The sequence below is a fragment of the Bacteroides sp. RTP21281st1_H5_RTP21281_210402 genome, from assembly GCF_040918965.1.
Taxonomy (GTDB): domain Bacteria; phylum Bacteroidota; class Bacteroidia; order Bacteroidales; family Bacteroidaceae; genus Bacteroides; species Bacteroides congonensis.
In genome coordinates this window covers 1-19,638 of sequence record NZ_JBCOWR010000030.1, presented here as the reverse complement: position 1 = coordinate 19,638, position 19,638 = coordinate 1, and the positions used below count along the sequence as shown (strand labels likewise).

Genomic DNA, 19,638 nt, shown 5'->3' with positions numbered 1-19,638 from the left:
GATAAATATCAAAGAAATCCTTTTGCGTTCCGCAAAAAAGGCTTAACTTTGTTGGCGCTAATTTTGGCTGATGATGGAAACTCAAAACGTGAAAGATACAGTAAGGCAGATATTCACGGAATATCTCACGGCGAACGGGCATCGTAAGACTCCTGAACGATACGCCATACTCGATACAATCTATTCTATCGACGGCCATTTCGACATCGACATGCTCTATTCACGGATGATGGATCTGGAGAATTTCCGGGTAAGCCGGGCAACTCTCTACAATACCATTATTCTTCTTATCAATGCAAGGCTGGTCATCAAGCATCAGTTCGGTACTTCTTCCCAATACGAAAAATCATACAACCGCGAGACGCATCATCATCAGATATGTACGCAATGTGGTAAAGTGACCGAGTTTCAGAACGAGGATTTGCAGCATGCCATTGAAAATACGAAATTAAGCCGCTTCCAACTTTCTCATTACTCCTTATATATATATGGAGTATGCAGCAAGTGCGACAGAGCTAACAAAAGGAAGAAAGTTAATAATAATAACAATAAAAAAGAAAAATGAAAGTAGATGTTCTTCTAGGATTACAATGGGGCGACGAAGGTAAAGGAAAAGTAGTCGACGTTTTAACACCTAAGTACGATGTGGTTGCTCGTTTCCAGGGCGGCCCGAATGCCGGTCATACACTTGAGTTCGAGGGACAGAAGTATGTACTTCGTTCTATTCCTTCCGGTATTTTTCAGGGAAACAAGGTAAACATTATCGGTAACGGAGTGGTACTTGACCCGGCACTGTTCAAGGCAGAAGCGGAAGCTCTTGAAGCATCAGGCCATCCGTTGAAAGAACGTTTGCACATCTCAAAGAAAGCTCATCTTATTCTTCCGACACACCGCATCCTCGACGCCGCTTACGAAGCTGCCAAGGGGGATGCCAAAGTAGGAACTACCGGAAAAGGTATCGGCCCTACTTATACGGATAAAGTCAGCCGTAACGGTGTCCGTGTAGGTGATATACTTCATAACTTCGAACAGAAATATGCGGCTGCGAAAGCCCGCCACGAACAAATCCTGAAAGGTCTGAACTATGAGTATGACCTCACGGAACTGGAAAAGGCCTGGTTGGAAGGCATTGAATATCTGAAACAATTCCATTTCGTAGATAGCGAACATGAAGTGAATAATCTGCTGAAGGATGGCAAGAGTGTTCTTTGTGAAGGTGCGCAAGGTACGATGCTTGACATTGACTTCGGTTCATACCCGTTCGTGACTTCTTCCAATACGGTTTGTGCAGGTGCATGCACCGGACTTGGAGTGGCTCCTAACCGTATCGGTGAAGTGTACGGTATCTTCAAGGCATATTGTACCCGTGTAGGCGCAGGTCCGTTCCCATCAGAATTGTTTGATGAAACAGGAGATAAGATGTGTACATTGGGACATGAGTTCGGTTCGGTAACAGGACGTAAGCGTCGTTGCGGATGGATTGACCTGGTGGCGTTGAAGTATTCTGTGATGATAAACGGTGTTACCAAATTGATTATGATGAAGAGCGATGTTCTCGACACTTTCGATACTATCAAGGCTTGTGTAGCTTACAAAGTGGATGGTGAGGAAATAGATTACTTCCCGTATGACATTACCGACGGCGTGGAACCTGTATATGCGGAACTTCCGGGCTGGAAAACTGATATGACGAAGATGCAGAGTGAAGATGAGTTTCCTGAAGAATTCAATGCTTACCTGACTTTCCTGGAAGAGCAACTTGGTGTGGAAATCAAGATTGTATCCGTAGGGCCGGACAGAGCGCAGACTATCGAACGTTATACTGAAGAGTAACAAGCTGATAATTATATAGGGGGAAGGCGGAGTATCTTTATCTTTGCCTTTCTTATTCCCAACCTCTTGTTTCCTATTATAAACACACATAAATAATAACGCTTATGAAAACACGTTTTCTTTCTATCTTTTTACTGCTCGCCATGGGCATGAGTACATTTGCCCAGTCTTCTTCTTATCAGCCAACCGAAGAGAATCTGAAAGCACGTCAGGAGTTTCAGGACAATAAGTTTGGTATTTTCCTTCACTGGGGACTGTATGCCATGTTGGCTACCGGTGAGTGGACTATGACAAACAACAATCTGAATTATAAAGAATATGCCAAACTGGCAGGTGGATTCTATCCTTCCAAGTTTGATGCCGATAAATGGGTGGAAGCTATCAAGGCTTCGGGAGCGAAATATATCTGTTTCACTACCCGCCATCACGAAGGCTTTTCCATGTTCGACACCAAGTATTCGGACTATAATGTAGTCAAGGCGACTCCTTTTAAGCGTGACATCGTGAAGGAACTGGCAGACGCTTGCGCAAAGCATGGAATCAAGCTTCATTTCTACTATTCTCACCTCGACTGGGCGCGTGAAGATTATCCTTGGGGGCGTACAGGACGCGGAACGGGACGTACAAATCCGCAGGGTGACTGGAAAAGCTATTATCAATTCATGAATAACCAGTTGACGGAATTATTGACGAATTATGGGCCGGTAGGTGCTATCTGGTTCGATGGATGGTGGGATCAGGATCAGAATAAAGACTTCGATTGGGAATTGCCTGAACAATATGCGCTGATTCATAAGCTCCAACCGGGATGCCTGATAGGTAATAACCATCATCAGACGCCTTTTGCGGGTGAAGATATTCAGATTTTCGAACGTGACCTTCCCGGTGAAAATTCGGCGGGACTTTCGGGACAGGATGTAAGCCACCTGCCTTTGGAGACTTGCGAAACGATGAATGGTATGTGGGGATATAAGATTACTGACCCTAATTATAAATCGACCAAGACATTGATTCATTATTTGGTGAAGGCTGCCGGTAAGGATGCCAATCTACTGATGAATATCGGCCCTCAGCCCGATGGAGAGCTTCCGGCGGTGGCAGTAGAACGTCTGGCGGAGATGGGAGAGTGGATGAAGCAATATGGCGAAACCATTTATGGAACACGTGGCGGTGCAGTTGCCCCGCATGACTGGGGAGTGACAACGCAGAAAGGAAATAAGCTCTATGTGCATATCCTTAATTTGAAAGACAAAGCGCTGTTTTTACCTTTGGCAGATAAGAAGGTGAAGAAGGCGGTATTGTTCAAAGACCAGTCACCGGTTCGCTTTACCAAGACGAAAGCAGGTGTTTTGCTGGAGTTTGCCGATGTGCCGAAAGATATTGACTATGTGGTAGAACTTACAATTGACTAATTTTTAGCTAATTCTTCATAAAAGCAAGGGGAAACTATTCTGACATTGATAGTTTCCCCTTACTTTTGGCAAACAATTTGTTTATATAGATAGTGAGTAATAATTAAAATGAAAAGTATATGATGTCTTATTGGGTATTATTTATTGGAATTGCCGTAGTAAGTTGGCTGGTACAGATGAATTTGCAGAACAAGTTCAAGAAGTACTCCAAGATTCCTACCGGGAATGGCATGACAGGACGCGACGTAGCTTTAAAGATGTTGCATGACAATGGAATTTATGATGTACAGGTTACACATACACCGGGTCAGTTGACCGACCACTACAATCCCACTAATAAAACAGTGAATTTGAGTGAAGGGGTCTATGAAAGTAATAGTATAATGGCTGCTGCCGTAGCAGCCCATGAATGTGGACACGCTGTGCAGCATGCACGTATGTATGCCCCTTTGAAAATGCGTAGTGCACTGGTTCCCGTTGTGAACTTTGCGTCTTCCATTATGACATGGGTTCTGTTGGGTGGTATCTTGATGATAAACACTTTCCCCCAATTATTGTGGGCGGGTATTATCCTGTTTGCTATGACTACACTGTTCAGCTTTATCACGCTGCCTGTGGAAATCAATGCAAGCAAGCGTGCACTAGTTTGGTTGAGTTCATCCGGCATTACTAATTCACGCAATCATGCACAGGCTGAAGATGCTCTTCGCTCTGCTGCTTATACGTATGTAGTTGCTGCGTTAGGTTCATTGGCTACGTTGGTTTACTACATCATGATTGCAATGGGTAGAAGAGACTAAGAGATGAAAAGAGGTGACGCGGATTTGCGCGACTTCTGACATTAGAATATAAAAGAACGTCTCCATGGCATTTAAGGCTATGGAGACGTTCTTTTTGTATAGGCTCTTATTTATTCGTAATATGTATATTCACGTTCTTCATATAATACAGGTTTGTCATCAATGAATTTGATTCTCTTTTTCCAGTTACCATACTTGTCATTATAGAATTTATATACGAATTTTACAGGCGGTTCGTTGTTCACTGTTTCCGTGCCGGAAATAACTTCGCCACGGGTGCTGTATTGATAAGTATAATGACGCTCATTCCCGGGAGCGCCTATTTTCTCTTCCACCACTCTTCCACGGGCATTCCATATGCGTCTGACGGGCTCATATTCCATACCTTTGGCTTCTGCCGGAGCTACCTGCACTTCTTTGAGCATCAGATTTCCATACGGGTCATACTGGTTACGGATGTCGCTGTATTTTGAACCGTCTTTATTGAAACACAGTTCTGCGGTGCAGTTACCTTCTCCGTCATAGCGGAAAATGGTTTTGCGCTGCATTTCTCCATTGGCGTCCATCAATGCTTTGCTTTTTAATCTGCCCTCATCGTCGTGATACATTTGGTCGGTACTCTCTATCTTACCGGTGTTTGATTTATGTATTTCTTTCTCGATGTAACCGTTAATATCGTACACATATTCAGTGCTGCCTTCCGGGACACCGGCATCCGAAAAATGACTGGCGGCTGTTATCCGCCCATCCTTGTCAAATTTGTGAATAAAGAAAGTTCCTTTCTTCTGTCCTCTGTTGATGATGTCCGGCCCATTGGGAAGTGCTATGTATGAGGTTTGATATACGGATTTTACTTTTCCCTGAAGTAACAGCTTCTTGCAGTCGGTATCATCCTGTCCGGCATACTCAATGTGGCGCATGACAATAAATTCGGGAGTGGCTCCGTTATATTCCGTACGTTTTGTCCAGTTGCCATACATATCATAGGCAGTATCCACTCTTTTACTTCGTGGGGCATTATATCTTTCAAATACGCTTCCTTCCGAGTAAAGTTTCAATGGTATCGTATCTTTTTTGAGTAATTTCCGGTTACCGGGATTTCCGTTTTTATTCAGTGTACTTTCTTCGATGACTTCCGTCACTTGTCCCTGGTCGTCATAGAAGATATTCACGCTTTCCTGATAGGATGTCACCTGTTGGTCTTTTATACGGACGCTGGTTCCTTTGTGGATTCTTTGTATCACTAATCCCGCTTCGTTGCGTATAATGGTGTCCATGCCTACAACCTTTCGTTCAGGCTTCAGGTGGTGCTTCCCGTTCCTTCTTCCGGATGAATCATAATAGTACTGATAGACATCTGTAATTCCGCCTTGCTTGATGGATGCTATGATCTCTTCTTTCACACGACCGTCTTTGTCATAAACATAAATGATTTTTTTATCGGCACTGCCATCCGGCTTTAATGAGTTCTCCGCTATTTTTCTTCCGTGACGGTTGTATCTCACGAAATGTATTTGGTCTACGATAGCGCCCGGTGTCCATGCGGTATCTTTTTGTACCGCCCGATGAACGGTTGTACGCGTGCTTTTGAATAGTGGAGCATCCTGCACCTTATTTTGTGCCGGTGCCGGTGTCGCTATCAGCGAAGCAACCGTGAAAAGAATACCTATTGCCCGCATCGGGTAAATAATAGTGTTGTTCGTCATATTAGTGAGTTTTACTGTTTTTGGGCTTCTTATGTCGCCCTTTGTTTTCAGAATTTGTATTACTTGTTTGGGAATTTGTATTACTTGGGGTACAATATTGATGATTTTTTCAGATATATGCAAGCGTTGCTCGGAAATTTGCAGTAAATTTGCGCAATTAAAATTATAAACAGTAATATTATGGCAGCAAAACCAAGTATTCCTAAAGGAACTCGTGACTTTTCGCCGGTAGAGATGGCGAAGCGTAATTATATATTCAATACGATTCGTGACGTATATCATTTGTATGGATTCCAGCAGATAGAGACTCCTTCGATGGAGATGCTTTCTACGCTGATGGGAAAGTACGGTGATGAAGGGGATAAACTACTCTTTAAGATTCAGAATTCGGGAGATTACTTTTCCGGGATAACTGACGAAGAACTGTTGAGCCGCAATGCTGCCAAGTTGGCAAGTAAGTTTTGTGAGAAAGGGTTGCGTTATGACTTGACAGTACCTTTTGCGCGTTACGTGGTGATGCATCGTGATGAAATCACTTTCCCGTTCAAACGTTATCAGATCCAACCGGTGTGGCGTGCCGACCGTCCGCAGAAAGGACGTTACCGTGAATTTTATCAATGTGACGCTGATGTGGTAGGCAGTGATTCTTTACTGAATGAAGTGGAGTTGATGCAGATTGTCGATACGGTGTTCAGCCGTTTCAATATCCGTGTGTGTATTAAGATTAATAACCGCAAGATTCTTTCCGGTATTGCCGAGATTATCGGCGAGTCGGAAAAGATTGTCGATATAACCGTTGCCATAGATAAACTGGATAAGATCGGTTTGGATAACGTAAATGCCGAGTTGAAAGATAAAGGCATCAGCGATGAGGCTATCGCCAAGTTGCAGCCGATTATCCTTCTTAGCGGAACGAATACGGAGAAACTGGCGACATTGAAGAATGTATTGTCTGCCAGTGAAGTGGGAATGAAGGGAGTGGAAGAAAGCGAATTCATTCTGAATACATTGTCGGCAATGGGACTGAAGAATGAAATCGAACTTGACCTGACTTTGGCTCGCGGACTGAACTACTATACAGGTGCTATTTTTGAAGTAAAAGCGCTGGATGTACAAATCGGTAGTATCACAGGTGGCGGCCGTTATGATAACCTGACCGGTGTGTTCGGTATGGCAGGAGTATCGGGCGTCGGTATTTCTTTTGGTGCAGACCGTATCTTCGACGTATTGAATCAGCTCGACCTTTACCCGAAAGAAGCTGTGAACGGAACGGAAATCCTGTTTATCAACTTCGGTGAAAAGGAAGCTGCCTTCTCTATGGGAATCCTGGCTAAAGTACGCGCAGCCGGTATTCGTGCGGAGATTTTCCCGGATGCTGCCAAGATGAAGAAACAGATGAGCTATGCCAATGCGAAGAATATTCCGTTTGTAGCTATTGTAGGCGAAAACGAGATGAATGAGGGCAAAGCAATGCTGAAGAATATGGAGACAGGAGAACAGAACCTTGTTTCGGCAGAAGAATTGATTGCTGCTGTGAAGAAATAAGCGGAGATAATAGATAAATAAGGATATAATAAAAGGTGTCGTTGACTGTAGAATCAGCGACACCTTTCTTATTTTAGAGATTGTATCTTATTTTAAAGATTGTACGTTTCGGAACGTTATAGATAAATTATAGCGGAATTGCCATAAGGATTACAAATGACGTTCCGGATACAACTCATTCCACCATTCGGGACGGTCTTGCAACCAACGTGCAAACCAGGCCATGATAGAATTATGCCATTTGATACGCTTATCGTAATCAGAAATGAAATGGTTTTCACCATCTACTGTGATAAACTCTACCGTCTTACCTAATATCTTCAGCGCATTGAAAAGCTGGATACTTTCCCCGATAGGTACATTTGTATCAACAGTTCCATGCAGTAATAACAACGGAGTGTTAATCTTGTCGGCATTGAATAGGGAACCTTGCTTGGTGAACAGTTCCGGATTCTTCCAGGGATAGCTGTCGGCAGCCGCAATCGCATTGTATGAATATCCCCAGTAACCTTCTCCCCAATAACTGGTCACGTCACTGATTCCTGCGTGAGATACGGCGGCAGCGAAGATATCGGTTTGAGTCTGCAAGTATTGAGTCATGAATCCACCGTAAGAAGCACCGATACATCCGATTCGTTTTGCGTCCACAAACGAGTGTTCTTTGCAGAACTGTTTCGTTCCTTCGATAATATCATCGGCAGTACGTTTTCCCCAGGCATTGACGTGGCGTGCGGAAAATTCCTGTCCGAAGCCGATAGTACCGCTAGGCTGAATGACATATACTACATAATCACGTGAAGCGAACAGTTGTGCGCAATATGGATTTCCGATGCCACGTGTCGTAGGAGTGGTTCCACCATAATAATAGACAATCATAGGATACTTCTTGTTCGGGTCGAAGTCGGGTGGGAGACACACTTTTCCGGTGATAACCGTTCCGTCTGAAGCAGTGAAGTTCCAAGGCTCTGTTTTACCTAATTCTATTTTATCCAAAATAGGTTTCATCGGGTCGGACAGCAGGCGGGAAGTCTTTTTCTTTATATCGTACAGATAGGCAGCTCCTGAACTTGTATCCGACTGACCGATATAGGCGGCAATAGCCGGGTTATATTCTGATAAGCTGAAAGCACTGATAACATCCTCTTCCAGGTTCAGTTTCTCGAAGTTTCTGTTTTTCGGAGAATAGCGGTAGATGTTCTTGCAGTCGCCGTCATCCGTGTTGAAGTAGATGCATCCGTCACCGCGATTCCATTGAAGCGGACTTACGGTAGGGTTGAAATCTTTGGTTATCGGCTGAATTTTGCGGGTAGCCAAGTCCATGATAAAGGCTTGCGTATCGAAATCATTAGCTATGGGATGATTGCCGCAATTCTTGCCGATGCCGCCGAATGCTTCGGGACTTGCGGTCAGTAACAACTGTGTTCCGTCCGGTGAATAGCTGGCACCGCCCAGGAATCTTTCGTTTTGGAAGAGAGTATCTACTTTCAGAGTCTCTAAATCTACGATATAGAGAGAAGATAGGGAGAAAGGACGTTGGGTGATATTTTCTTTGGAAGTGCTGTATATCATATACTTTCCGTCAGGAGAAATATCCTGTAAGTAAGTACTGTGATTGCCATAAGTCAGCCGTTCGGAAACTCCGTTGGCTATGTCGTACTTAGCCAGGAAACTGCGTCCACGGGTATTAGGAATACGGTCTGCCGGACTTACAATACGGCGGAGAGCGCCTTCTTCCTTTTCCCCTTCTTCCCTGGGATAGTAAATAAGGAAGTCTTCATTGGGCGACCAGGTGAAACCTTGTTCGGGTATTCCTTTTAAAATCACTTCTTCTTGAAGGGTGGCGGGATTGAGGGCAATTACGTCATTTCCGCTTAGTGCCGTAACTGTATAATACAACTTGTCGCTTTTCGGCATCCATCGCATGCCGTCTCTTGCGTTGTCCAAAAGAACCTTTCCGGTTTTTAAGTCGCTGAGTTTGCAATATGTGCGTGAACGTTTGGAGGAATGATTATCCCAATAGCGGGTTAATAAATACTTCCCGCTGGGAGAAACGGCGACAGAGATTGTCCGGTTTCCATACACTGTATTGTCGAGTGAGAAGCGTTGCTTGGCATCGGGAGTAAGCGTGCAGGCGATTTCCTTGAATTTATCATCTTTAATCAATTCGCATTTCAGGGTAGGGGCTACTTTGTCTTCCGAAGCGGAAAGCAGTTTGAAAGTAATTTCATAATCGCGTTCCGGCTCCATAGTGATGGCTATTTCGCGGGATGAGGCGGAAGTTATGCTGTCTTCGGCGGCGTCTTTCGTCTGTTTGGAAACTCCGTCAATAAACATTTCCCAACGGACGGGAGAAGTTACTTTCAGTTTTCCTTTCAGGAAACGTTCTGCACGTATTTGTGTTTTAAACAAGTAGAGCTTGTTGTTTTGCCCTGCTTTTTCAAAACTTAGATAGCCTGCCGTATCGACAGTCAATGTTTGCATCTGTGCGTCCGGTAAGTCCAGTACTACCGGAGTTTTGAGCAACATCTTTACAGAATGTTTTTCTCCTTTCGGGTTAATGCTGTCGTTCATGATAGGGGTACGGATTTCGATAGCATTTCTTACTTTGTACTCTGTCAGTTTCTCTTGTGCCTGTGCTTGCAAAGCAAGCCCGGTCGCCAGAAAAATGGTAAAGACCATTCTTTTCTTTTTCATGTGTTGTAAATTAATAAAGAGGTTAATAATAGATTCGGACAAATGTAAGGATTCTGATTTTAGCATACAACTAAATAGCTTTCTTTTTAGTATTCTATTTGATTAAGTATTCCATTGAGATAAGCAATGGCTACTCCGTAATTCGTCATGGGAATATGCTGCTCCCGTGCACGGTCAATGCGGCTGAGTACATACTTGCGGTTGAACATACATGCTCCGCAATGGATGACCAAAGAGTAAGGAGTCAGGTCTTGGGGGAAATCCGTTCCGCTAACTATGTCGATTTGCAGTTTCTCACCGATTCTTTTTCGTAATAAATGCGGAAGTTTCACTCTTCCTATATCTTCGGAAAGGGGAGCGTGCGTACAAGCTTCCGCTATCAGTACGCGTGACGATTCCGTCAGGCTTTCAATAGCGGCAGCACTTTCTACATAATAATGAATATCCCCCTTGTATCCGGCAAAGAGAACCGAGAAAGAAGTCAGTTTACTTTCGTCCGGTTTCTGTTCATAGACAGTTCTAAAGACTTGCGAATCGGTGATGATTAACTTCGGCGGGCGGGCGAGAGCTTTTAAGGTTTCCGATAGTTTGTCAGTGGTACAAGTCATCACAAGGCATTTTTTATCCAATAGTTCACGGATAGTCTGCACTTGAGGCAGGATAAGCCTGCCTTTAGGCGCCTGAATATCCTGCGGCATGACTAGCAATACGAGGTCATTCTCTGCGACAAGAGCTCCGGTGATACTTTGCTGCCCGAAGTCCGAAGGAAGTTTTTCAAGAATCGCCTGTCGGATTTCCTCGATTCCTGTTCTTTCTTTCGCGCTGACAAGCAACGGGCGCTGGTTATATTGCTGCTCAATACGTGCAGCCAACGTATCAATATTTTTACGTATATCAATCTTATTCAGTATCAGGATGACGGGGATATTCTTCTCTTTCAGTTGCTTCAACATTTCGTGTTCCGGTTGCTCGAACATTTCACTTTCCGGTTGCTCCGGTTTTTTGTTTTCACAAAAGAACGAGTCATCTTCACAAAGCAACAAGGCAATGTCCGTCTTTTCAATCGCTTTCAATGTCCGGGCGATACGCATTTCTCCAAGTTCCCCCTCGTCGTCGAATCCCGGAGTATCCATAAAAAGACAAGCCCCGATGCCGTGAACTTCCATTGCCTTGGAAACAAGGTCGGTCGTTGTCCCGGGCGTATCCGAGACGATGGCGGTATCCTGTCCTGTCAATGCGTTGATAAGAGAAGACTTGCCGCTGTTCCGTCTACCGAAAAGGGCTATATGAAGTCTGTTGGCATTTGGGGTATCTGTTAGGCTCATATTCTTTCTATATTTTAATTAGTCTCTATCCGCATGGAAATTTGGCAGGGCACCTTGCCCTAAAACCTGAAGTCTCTTTTGCCTTCAGCGATGGCTTTAAGATTCCGGATAGCTATTTCTCTGATTTTAGGGTTAGGGATTCGTTCCGTTTCATTTAGAATAAGTTCCAAACCCTTTCGGCGCGTATCTTCCGAAGCATAATCTTCCAGGTATTCTTTCAAAGTCATTAAGGCATTCGGAGCGCAGCAATTGGCTATCTGACCGGATTTGACTAAGGACATAAACCGGTCGCCCGTTCTTCCTTCCCGATAACAGGCCGTGCAGAAACTGGGTATATAGCCAAGTTCAAGCAACCAGTTGACTACCTCGTCCAATGTCCGTGTATCGCTTACATCGAACTGGGCGGAATTATTATCAGGCAATTCTTTTTCCGCATATCCGCCCACACTGGTACGCGAACCGCCACTGATTTGCGAAATACCCAGTTCGAGCACTTTCTTCCGGGATTCCTGCGACTCACGGGTGGAAATAATCATTCCCGTATAAGGAACCGCAATGCGGATTACGGCTACAATCTTGCTGAATATCTCATCGGAAATAGCATCCGGGAAATCTCCCGCGTCAATATCATCTGCCGAGCAAATGCGCGGAACGCTAATCGTATGAGGGCCTACACCGAACCGGGCTTCCAGATGCTCGGCGTGCATCAACAAGCCTGTAAAGTCATACCGATACGTATTCAGACCGAAAAGAACGCCTATTCCTACATCATCAATTCCCCCTTCCATGGCACGATCCATCGCTTCGGTATGATAAGCGTAGTTGCTTTTCGGGCCGGTGGGGTGGAGATTTTCGTAGTTTTCTTTGTGGTATGTTTCCTGAAATAAGATATACGTGCCGATACCCGCTTCTTTCAGGCGGCGATAGTTCTCTACCGTAGTGGCGGCGATGTTGACGTTCACCCGCCTGATTGCGCCGTTCTTGTGCTTGATGCTGTAAATTGTCCGGATAGACTCAAGGATATACTCTATCGGATTCAGTGACGGATGCTCCCCGGCTTCGAGAGCCAGACGCTTATGTCCCATATCCTGTAAGGCAATCACTTCCCTTCGGATTTCTTCCTGTGTCAGCTTCTTGCGTGCGATAGTCTTGTTTTTGGCATGATACGGGCAATATATACAACCGTTTACGCAATAATTCGATAAATAAAGCGGTGCGAACATCACGATGCGGTTGCCGTAAAATTTCTGTTTGATTTCTTTAGCGAGATGAAAGATACGTTCTATCAGGTCAGGTTGGTTACATTCCAGCAGGACGGCTGCCTCGCGATGGGTCAATCCCTTGCACAGGGCAGCTTTTTCAATAAGTTGTTCAATCAGTGCACGGTTATCCTTGTTGTTTTGTGCGTATTCCAGTGTATTCAGAATCTCCTCGTGGTGGATAAACTCTTCCGCTTTTGATGAATCTGCTTGGTATATCATAATTCTGTTGTATTAAAGTCACCTCTTTCGGTGGAAATCTCGTAGCCGATGGCGTGCAGTTGCTTTTGCAGCGTGGCCAGTCCTTCGGCGGATTCTGCTCCGAGTGAAGCCTTGTCATTGTATAATTCATATTTCTTCCGTTCTTCACGGGGGGACAGATTGGGCATGACTACATTCGCTCCTGCCAATATTCCCCGTTCCCTGCCATCAGGAGCAAGTGTGGCCAAAGCCGTTGTTGCCGGAATCAGTGCGGTCGGATGCATCAGGCGGAAGATGGATAATAAAAGAAGGGTCTGCTCCACCGTGCCGGCGGGATATCCGGCAAAAGGCGTGTCATGGTGGGGCAGGAAAGGGCCGATGCCAATCATTTCAGGGTGAAGCCTTTCTATAAACCGGATATCTTCGATGATATGCTCCACCGTTTGTCCGGGGCTGCCGACCATGATTCCTGTTCCCGTCTGATAACCGATGTCCTTTAAATCCTGCAAGCATTGCAAACGCCGTTTGCCGGACATTTCTGCCGGGTGCAGTTGCCCGTAATGCTGTTCGTTGTAGGTTTCGTGACGGAGCAAATAGCGATTGGCGCCTGCCCGGAAGAAACGTTCATACACATCGCGCGGCTTTTCACCAAGCGACAGGGTGATGGCGCAATCCGGATAATTCTGACGGATGGCGGAGACTGTTTTTTCTATCCGGTCGTCCGTCAAGGCAGGGTCTTCCCCGCCTTGCAGTACAAAAGTACGGAATCCCAGGTCATAACCTTGCTTACAGCAATCCAGGATACTTTCCACAGTCAACCGGTAACGCTCGATATTCGGGTTTCCTTTTCGGATACCGCAATAATAACAGTTATTCCGGCAGCAGTTGCTGACCTCAATCAGGCCACGGATATAAATCTTGTTTCCGAAGTGGAGCAGACTTACTTCCCGTGCCTGCCGGTTGATGGTTCGCAGGGTTTCTGCGTCACATTCAGTCAACAGTTGCCGGAGTTCTTCCTGCCGGAGTGTCCTTTCCTTCCGTAATTTATCTATCCATTGTTTCATAGCTCTCTTTCCGTTTGAGAAGCTCCTGTGCCAGTTGGCGACGTCCTGAAACAATGTCATTGTGCGTACTCGGCCCGGTGATGCATCCACCTTCGCAAGCCATCACTTCGATAAACTGCCCGGCAGCTTTTCCTGTCTTGGCACAAGCACGTAGCAGAGCTATATTCTTCTTGTTAATGTCCGATACCTGTATCGCATTAATTTTCTCCGCTTCCTCTTTCAGATAAGCTTTCACCGCTCCCATCACGCCGCCTGCCTGGGCAAAACCGTGTGCTTCGCGAACGGAAGTATGCAATACGGAAAACTCCTGCATCTGCTCCAACTGAATATCCAGTCCGTCGAGGATAGAACCCACTTCTTCAAACGTCAGAATGTAGTCCACGGCTTCATCGCGGCGTACTTCCTTGCGTTTAGCCACGCAAGGGCCGACGAATACGATTTTTGCGTCCGGATGCTTCTCTTTGGCAATCCGTGCCGCATAATACATTGGTGAACCGGTGGTGGATACATAAGGTTTCATACCCGGAATATGCTTCTCTACCAATTCTATATAAGAAGGGCAACAGGAAGTAGTCATGAAACTCTGTCCCTCTTCCAGTTTCTCCAGTAATTCATGGGCTTCATTGCTGGTAGTCGCCATGGCGCCTTCGGCCACCTCGATTACATCGGTGAATCCTATTTCCTTGAAAGCGCCATATACCTGTCCGATGGAAGTCTTGAACTGTCCGAGAATGGACGGAGCAATGATGGCAACCATCTTTTCTCCTTTCCGAATCCGTTGCAGCACATCGAAAGTTTGTGAAATCTCGAAGATAGCACCGAACGGGCAAGCATTCATACACTTACCGCAATAGATACATTTGCTTTCGTCGATATGTTCTATGCCATGTTCATCTTTACTGATAGCCTTTACCGGACAAGCTTCCTCGCAAGGCACAGGAATATACACAATAGCATGATAAGGACAGCTCTTGTGACAGATACCGCAACTGATACATGTGTCATGGTCAATCATGGCCTGACCGTTTTTCTTGAAACGTATCGCATCCTTCGGACAGTTCATGTAGCAACTGCGGGCTACACAGCCGCGGCAAAGGTTCGTTATTTCATAATTGATTTGTACGCAGGAAGAACATGCTTCGTCAATGACGCACATGATATTCTCCTTTTCCGGTTCGGGACGACTCAACGCCATGCGTGCGTAATCGGAAAGCGGGGTCACTTCATCGTGTTCGTCTGTCATATCCAGTCCCATCAGCGGAAAAGTCTTGTATCTCCACACTGCCCGTTCTTTGTGTACGCAGCAGCGTCCCAACGGTTTTGATTTCCGCGGACTCAGCTCAATCGGGAGTCGGTCTATCTTTTCTACCAACTGGTCGTTTTTCCAGAGTCTGACAAGGTCAGCCAGCAATTTGTGCCGGACAATCATAATATTATTCGTAAATGCCATATTGTAATAAAGAGGTTGTTAGTTAGCCGGTGCAAAGATACGAACAGAATTTCAATATTTAAGTCTTTTGTAACATTCTTGTCATTTTTTTGTAGCCCCCGTGCGTTATCTTTGTAGTAGACAAAAAAGGAGAGGAGACAGAGGTATGAGCAGCAGTATTTTAGAACAACGCAGCCGGTTTGCAATGATTGGCGCACTGATGGTTATTATCAGCTTGATGTTTTTATTCTATATGGGAAGTTCACTGGTTAGTTCGACCAAGAAATACCTGGAACAAATACAGGGGATAGAGATTACCTGTATCGACATAGACGAATAAAAGATAGAAAACAGGAAAAGGTGTGGTATTCCGGTGAAAACTATGAAATCATGCAGTCACTGAATGCCGCTCCGCTTTGGAAATATATGGCTAACCTATAATCTTTAATCATCATCATATGAAACTGTATTGTTGATTATCAATCGTTTGCAGTTCCCTTTCGTTTCTAATAATGGAAACTCTCGTATCTCTACGAGGGAACGCCCGTTTCCCTATGGGGATACAGTCGTTTCTCTACGAGGAAACTGGCGTTTCCCTATGGGGAAACGGACACTCATCTTATAGGATATAATTCTTTATCTTGTATCTACAGATTATTCTATCTGTTGTTCCAGATAGTATCGAATCGTTTATCAGTCATTATTATGTTGTTTCTTATGTATTAATACCTGATTCCTCAACTATTAATGTTTGGGATGTAGGGTGTTAATACTTGACGGGATAACTGTTAATACTTTGAACATCAGATATTAATGGCTTGAAGTACGTGTAGGCAGGTATGAGGGTAACTTTTACTATCAGGGTGCTCTCATAGGGTGCTCTCATAGCTGAAATGCTGATGGATAAAGGTTTTGAGACGATTTATGAGAGTATGAGGGCAAAAACGATGAAAACTTTTTTGTGGAGATGGTGATAATAATGATTATAACACTTCTTTTATGTAATCTGATTGTTTGAATTTTATTCTAATACAAAAACAATAGTCTCATTTACCGGAGCCCAGTCATAAATGAATTTGGCGTGGGAAGTTGCATTTCGTACACACATATGAGAGCGTGGAGTTGTTCCTAATGACGGACTGTATTCTATCAGCGTCTTGCGGGGAGCATTGACAGGTACTCCATGAATATAGGCTCCATCCGTGAAACGGCTGGCATAAGGCGCATAACCGCCTGTCTCTTTCGAACCGTCTTTGAGAAATACCATTTTGGCCTTCTTTTCCTGTAATACAAACATACCTAAAGGAGTTTCCTGCGCATATGGCGGAAGGTGGCGTCCGGTAGTGGAGGGATTCATGCTGCGCACTATCCATTCCCCTTTTCCACTACGTTCAAGAGAGGTGATATTCTGATTGTGCCGGTCTACGAAAACAGCTTTGTTGAATACAATCGTATCTCCGATAACTTTCACATATTTCTTGGGAATCATCCACTCGTCCCCCGTGAATATCGGCTCCGCTTTGACAAACTTTTCTCCATCTTCTATAAAACGGGTCAGTTCACCGTCCTGACCGTAACGCTCGGCTACTAATGTGTCAGTGAGCAGATAGAGTGGGACAGATTGATACCGCTCCACTCCGAGAGTGTCTGCCACTCGTCCGTAAGCATTTCTCATGAAATTCCTTACAAGGGGAGCTTCCCCGTTCCTGTTCTTATAGTTCTGAAGAATAGCCCATGTAGTGGGTTGTAGCTGTATATTCTCAAGCAAGGCCAACCGTTCTTTTATTTTATCCCATTGAAACTGCCGGGTAGTATCTTTATAAGGATAGGTATCATCCAGTGTATATTTGTCATAGAGTAAATCTTTGGTGAGTTGTATCTGTTCCCCTGTCAGCTTTTTAACGACAGGTTTAACGGCGGTTTCAGTAATCGTGTCCTGTATTAATGAATCCGATGGCTGGATTTCGGCAGACGAAACCTCTCCTGTACGCGAATTGCAGGAGCAGAAGATGCAAGAGGCGATAAATATGCCGGATGCTATTTTATTCATATTATTAGTACAATGCATTAAATGGTCTGTTTACGAATATACGTCATTATAAGGAATAAACCTTTTATTTTGTTTAAAAAGTATGGAACAAATATACTTTTTTGCCAGATGGTATGGGTTGTCAGTCATTTTGTCAGTCAATTTCTGACAAAGAATCATTTATCTACTTTGGCACGCTTTTCGCAATGTCTTTAGCGTTCCGCTTGAGAAAGACGGATAGTATCTACTATTAAATGTATAACTAAAATATAAAAAAAGTAACTATGAACATTAAACCATTAGCAGACAGAGTGCTTATTCTCCCTGCACCTGCAGAAGAAAAAACAATTGGTGGTATCATTATTCCTGATACAGCAAAAGAAAAACCTTTGAAGGGTGAAGTTGTGGCAGTAGGTCACGGTACGAAAGACGAAGAAATGGTATTGAAAGTAGGCGATACGGTTCTTTATGGCAAATATGCCGGAACAGAACTTGACGTTGAAGGTACTAAATATCTTATCATGCGTCAGAGCGATGTTCTCGCTGTTTTGGGTTAATTAATAATAGTAAATCATAAATCTTTAAATAGTAAATAAAGAGATGGCAAAAGAAATATTATTCAATATCGACGCCCGCGACCAATTGAAAAAAGGTGTTGATGCTTTGGCAAATGCAGTAAAAGTAACGCTTGGCCCGAAAGGACGTAACGTTATCATCGAGAAGAAATTTGGTGCGCCTCACATCACCAAAGACGGTGTGACAGTAGCAAAAGAAATCGAATTAGCAGACGCTTATCAGAATACAGGTGCGCAGTTGGTAAAGGAAGTTGCTTCCAAGACAGGTGATGATGCCGGTGACGGTACAACTACCGCAACCGTTCTCGCTCAGGCTATCGTAGCTGAAGGTTTGAAGAACGTAACTGCCGGTGCAAGCCCGATGGATATCAAACGTGGTATCGACAAGGCCGTTGCCAAAGTAGTGGAATCAATCAAATCACAGGCTGAGACGGTAGGTGACAACTATGACAAAATCGAACAGGTTGCTACCATATCTGCAAACAATGACCCGGTAATCGGTAAATTGATTGCTGACGCTATGCGTAAAGTTTCCAAAGACGGTGTTATCACTATCGAAGAAGCGAAAGGTACTGACACTACTATCGGTGTAGTGGAAGGTATGCAGTTCGACCGTGGTTATCTGTCGGCTTACTTCGTAACTAATACGGAAAAAATGGAATGTGAGATGGAGAAACCTTACATCCTGATCTACGACAAGAAAATTTCTAACCTGAAAGATTTCTTGCCTATCCTCGAACCGGCTGTACAGACTGGTCGTCCTCTGTTGGTAATCGCAGAAGATGTAGATAGCGAAGCGTTGACTACACTGGTAGTAAACCGTCTGCGTTCTCAGTTGAAGATTTGTGCTGTGAAAGCTCCGGGCTTCGGCGACCGTCGTAAAGAAATGCTTGAAGATATCGCTATCCTGACAGGTGGTGTTGTTATCAGCGAAGAAAAAGGCCTGAAACTGGAACAGGCTACTATCGAAATGTTGGGTACTGCCGACAAAGTAACTGTTTCTAAGGATAACACTACTATCGTAAACGGTGCCGGCAACAAGGATGGCATAAAAGAACGTTGCGAGCAAATCAAGGCTCAAATCGTTGCAACCAAGTCTGACTATGACCGTGAGAAATTGCAGGAACGTCTGGCTAAATTGTCAGGTGGTGTAGCTGTTCTTTACGTAGGTGCTGCTTCTGAAGTGGAAATGAAAGAAAAGAAAGACCGCGTAGACGATGCATTGCGTGCAACCCGTGCTGCTATCGAAGAGGGTATCATCCCGGGCGGTGGTGTAGCTTACATCCGTGCTATCGACAGCATCGAAGGTATGAAGGGTGACAATGCCGACGAAACAACCGGTATTGGTATCATCAAACGTGCCATCGAAGAACCGCTTCGCGAAATTGTTGCCAACGCTGGTAAAGAAGGTGCAGTAGTTGTTCAGAAAGTACGTGAAGGAAAAGGTGATTTCGGTTACAATGCCCGCACGGACGTTTACGAAAACTTGCACGCTGCCGGTGTGGTAGACCCTGCTAAGGTTGCTCGTGTAGCTTTGGAAAATGCAGCTTCTATCGCTGGTATGTTCCTGACTACTGAATGTGTTATCGTAGAAAAGAAGGAAGACAAACCTGAAATGCCGATGGGCGCTCCCGGAATGGGAGGTATGGGCGGAATGATGTAATTCCGGTTTCCTTTGAATGAATATAAGAGGTTGTGTCAAAACGTTGGCGCAACCTCTTTTATATTTTACAGTTCTGCTATATTTTCTTTTGGCTATGCTGCTT

Annotated in this window: 15 protein-coding genes; 8 read left to right on the top strand and 7 right to left on the bottom strand. The window is 44.6% G+C overall.

What is annotated here, in order from left to right; all coding sequences use genetic code 11:
• Positions 1-73 precede the first annotated feature (73 nt).
• From AB5443_RS23990 to AB5443_RS23975, 4 genes are all read left to right on the top strand, one after another.
• Positions 74-565: a Fur family transcriptional regulator gene (locus AB5443_RS23990; protein WP_022136669.1), complete on the top strand. Its 492-nt coding sequence runs from the start codon at positions 74-76 to the stop codon at positions 563-565.
• A complete protein-coding gene (locus AB5443_RS23985) occupies positions 562-1,833 on the top strand; it encodes an adenylosuccinate synthase (RefSeq protein WP_022136670.1) in 1,272 nt (423 codons plus the stop codon). Before AB5443_RS23990 ends, AB5443_RS23985 begins: the two co-directional genes overlap by 4 nt.
• A 104-nt stretch (positions 1,834-1,937) precedes the next feature.
• Positions 1,938-3,245 (top strand): alpha-L-fucosidase, encoded by a 1,308-nt coding sequence (locus tag AB5443_RS23980; protein WP_073342723.1) that lies wholly within the window; start codon positions 1,938-1,940, stop codon positions 3,243-3,245.
• Between the two features lie 119 nt (positions 3,246-3,364).
• Entirely contained in the window at positions 3,365-4,045 is a 681-nt protein-coding gene (locus AB5443_RS23975) for a zinc metallopeptidase (protein WP_022136672.1), read from the top strand.
• Positions 4,046-4,155: 110 nt separating this feature from the next.
• On the opposite strand, the gene AB5443_RS23970 is transcribed toward AB5443_RS23975, so the two are convergent.
• A complete protein-coding gene (locus AB5443_RS23970; RefSeq protein WP_277135722.1) occupies positions 4,156-5,751 on the bottom strand; it encodes a hypothetical protein in 1,596 nt (531 codons plus the stop codon).
• A 180-nt stretch (positions 5,752-5,931) separates the two neighbouring features.
• Between AB5443_RS23970 and hisS the strand changes: the two genes are divergently transcribed.
• On the top strand, positions 5,932-7,296 hold the full coding sequence (gene hisS, locus AB5443_RS23965; protein ID WP_277135721.1) for a histidine--tRNA ligase: 1,365 nt from the start codon (positions 5,932-5,934) through the stop codon (positions 7,294-7,296).
• Between the two features lie 150 nt (positions 7,297-7,446).
• On the opposite strand, the gene AB5443_RS23960 is transcribed toward hisS, so the two are convergent.
• The 5 genes from AB5443_RS23960 to AB5443_RS23940 form a co-directional block, all read right to left on the bottom strand.
• Positions 7,447-9,990, bottom strand: a complete 2,544-nt coding sequence (locus AB5443_RS23960; RefSeq protein WP_277135720.1) for a S9 family peptidase — start codon at positions 9,988-9,990, stop codon at positions 7,447-7,449.
• Positions 9,991-10,076: 86 nt separating this feature from the next.
• Positions 10,077-11,315, bottom strand: a complete 1,239-nt coding sequence (gene hydF / locus AB5443_RS23955) for a [FeFe] hydrogenase H-cluster maturation GTPase HydF (RefSeq protein WP_368114549.1) — start codon at positions 11,313-11,315, stop codon at positions 10,077-10,079.
• 59 nt (positions 11,316-11,374) lie between these two features.
• A complete protein-coding gene (hydG, locus tag AB5443_RS23950; protein ID WP_195662775.1) occupies positions 11,375-12,796 on the bottom strand; it encodes a [FeFe] hydrogenase H-cluster radical SAM maturase HydG in 1,422 nt (473 codons plus the stop codon).
• Positions 12,793-13,839 carry a [FeFe] hydrogenase H-cluster radical SAM maturase HydE gene (hydE, locus tag AB5443_RS23945; RefSeq protein ID WP_073342707.1) on the bottom strand — a complete coding sequence of 349 codons (1,047 nt, stop codon included), beginning with the start codon at positions 13,837-13,839 and terminating at the stop codon, positions 12,793-12,795. The genes hydG and hydE overlap by 4 nt, the downstream gene beginning before the upstream one ends.
• Complete coding sequence (locus AB5443_RS23940) at positions 13,820-15,289, bottom strand: 4Fe-4S dicluster domain-containing protein (RefSeq protein ID WP_022136679.1); 1,470 nt, start codon at positions 15,287-15,289, stop codon at positions 13,820-13,822. Before AB5443_RS23940 ends, hydE begins: the two co-directional genes overlap by 20 nt.
• Positions 15,290-15,434: 145 nt before the next feature.
• Between AB5443_RS23940 and AB5443_RS23935 the strand changes: the two genes are divergently transcribed.
• Positions 15,435-15,608, top strand: coding sequence for a hypothetical protein (locus AB5443_RS23935; protein WP_162842103.1), 174 nt, complete (start codon positions 15,435-15,437; stop codon positions 15,606-15,608).
• 681 nt (positions 15,609-16,289) lie between these two features.
• Here AB5443_RS23935 and AB5443_RS23930 read toward each other — a convergent pair.
• Positions 16,290-17,336 carry a L,D-transpeptidase gene (locus AB5443_RS23930; protein WP_368114550.1) on the bottom strand — a complete coding sequence of 349 codons (1,047 nt, stop codon included), beginning with the start codon at positions 17,334-17,336 and terminating at the stop codon, positions 16,290-16,292.
• A 245-nt stretch (positions 17,337-17,581) separates the two neighbouring features.
• On the opposite strand from AB5443_RS23930, the gene AB5443_RS23925 reads away from it, so the two are divergent.
• Both AB5443_RS23925 and groL read left to right on the top strand, forming a co-directional pair.
• Positions 17,582-17,854: a co-chaperone GroES gene (locus AB5443_RS23925; protein WP_004314007.1), complete on the top strand. Its 273-nt coding sequence runs from the start codon at positions 17,582-17,584 to the stop codon at positions 17,852-17,854.
• Positions 17,855-17,897: 43 nt separating this feature from the next.
• Complete coding sequence (gene groL, locus AB5443_RS23920; protein WP_022136821.1) at positions 17,898-19,535, top strand: chaperonin GroEL; 1,638 nt, start codon at positions 17,898-17,900, stop codon at positions 19,533-19,535.
• Positions 19,536-19,638: the final 103 nt, after the last annotated feature.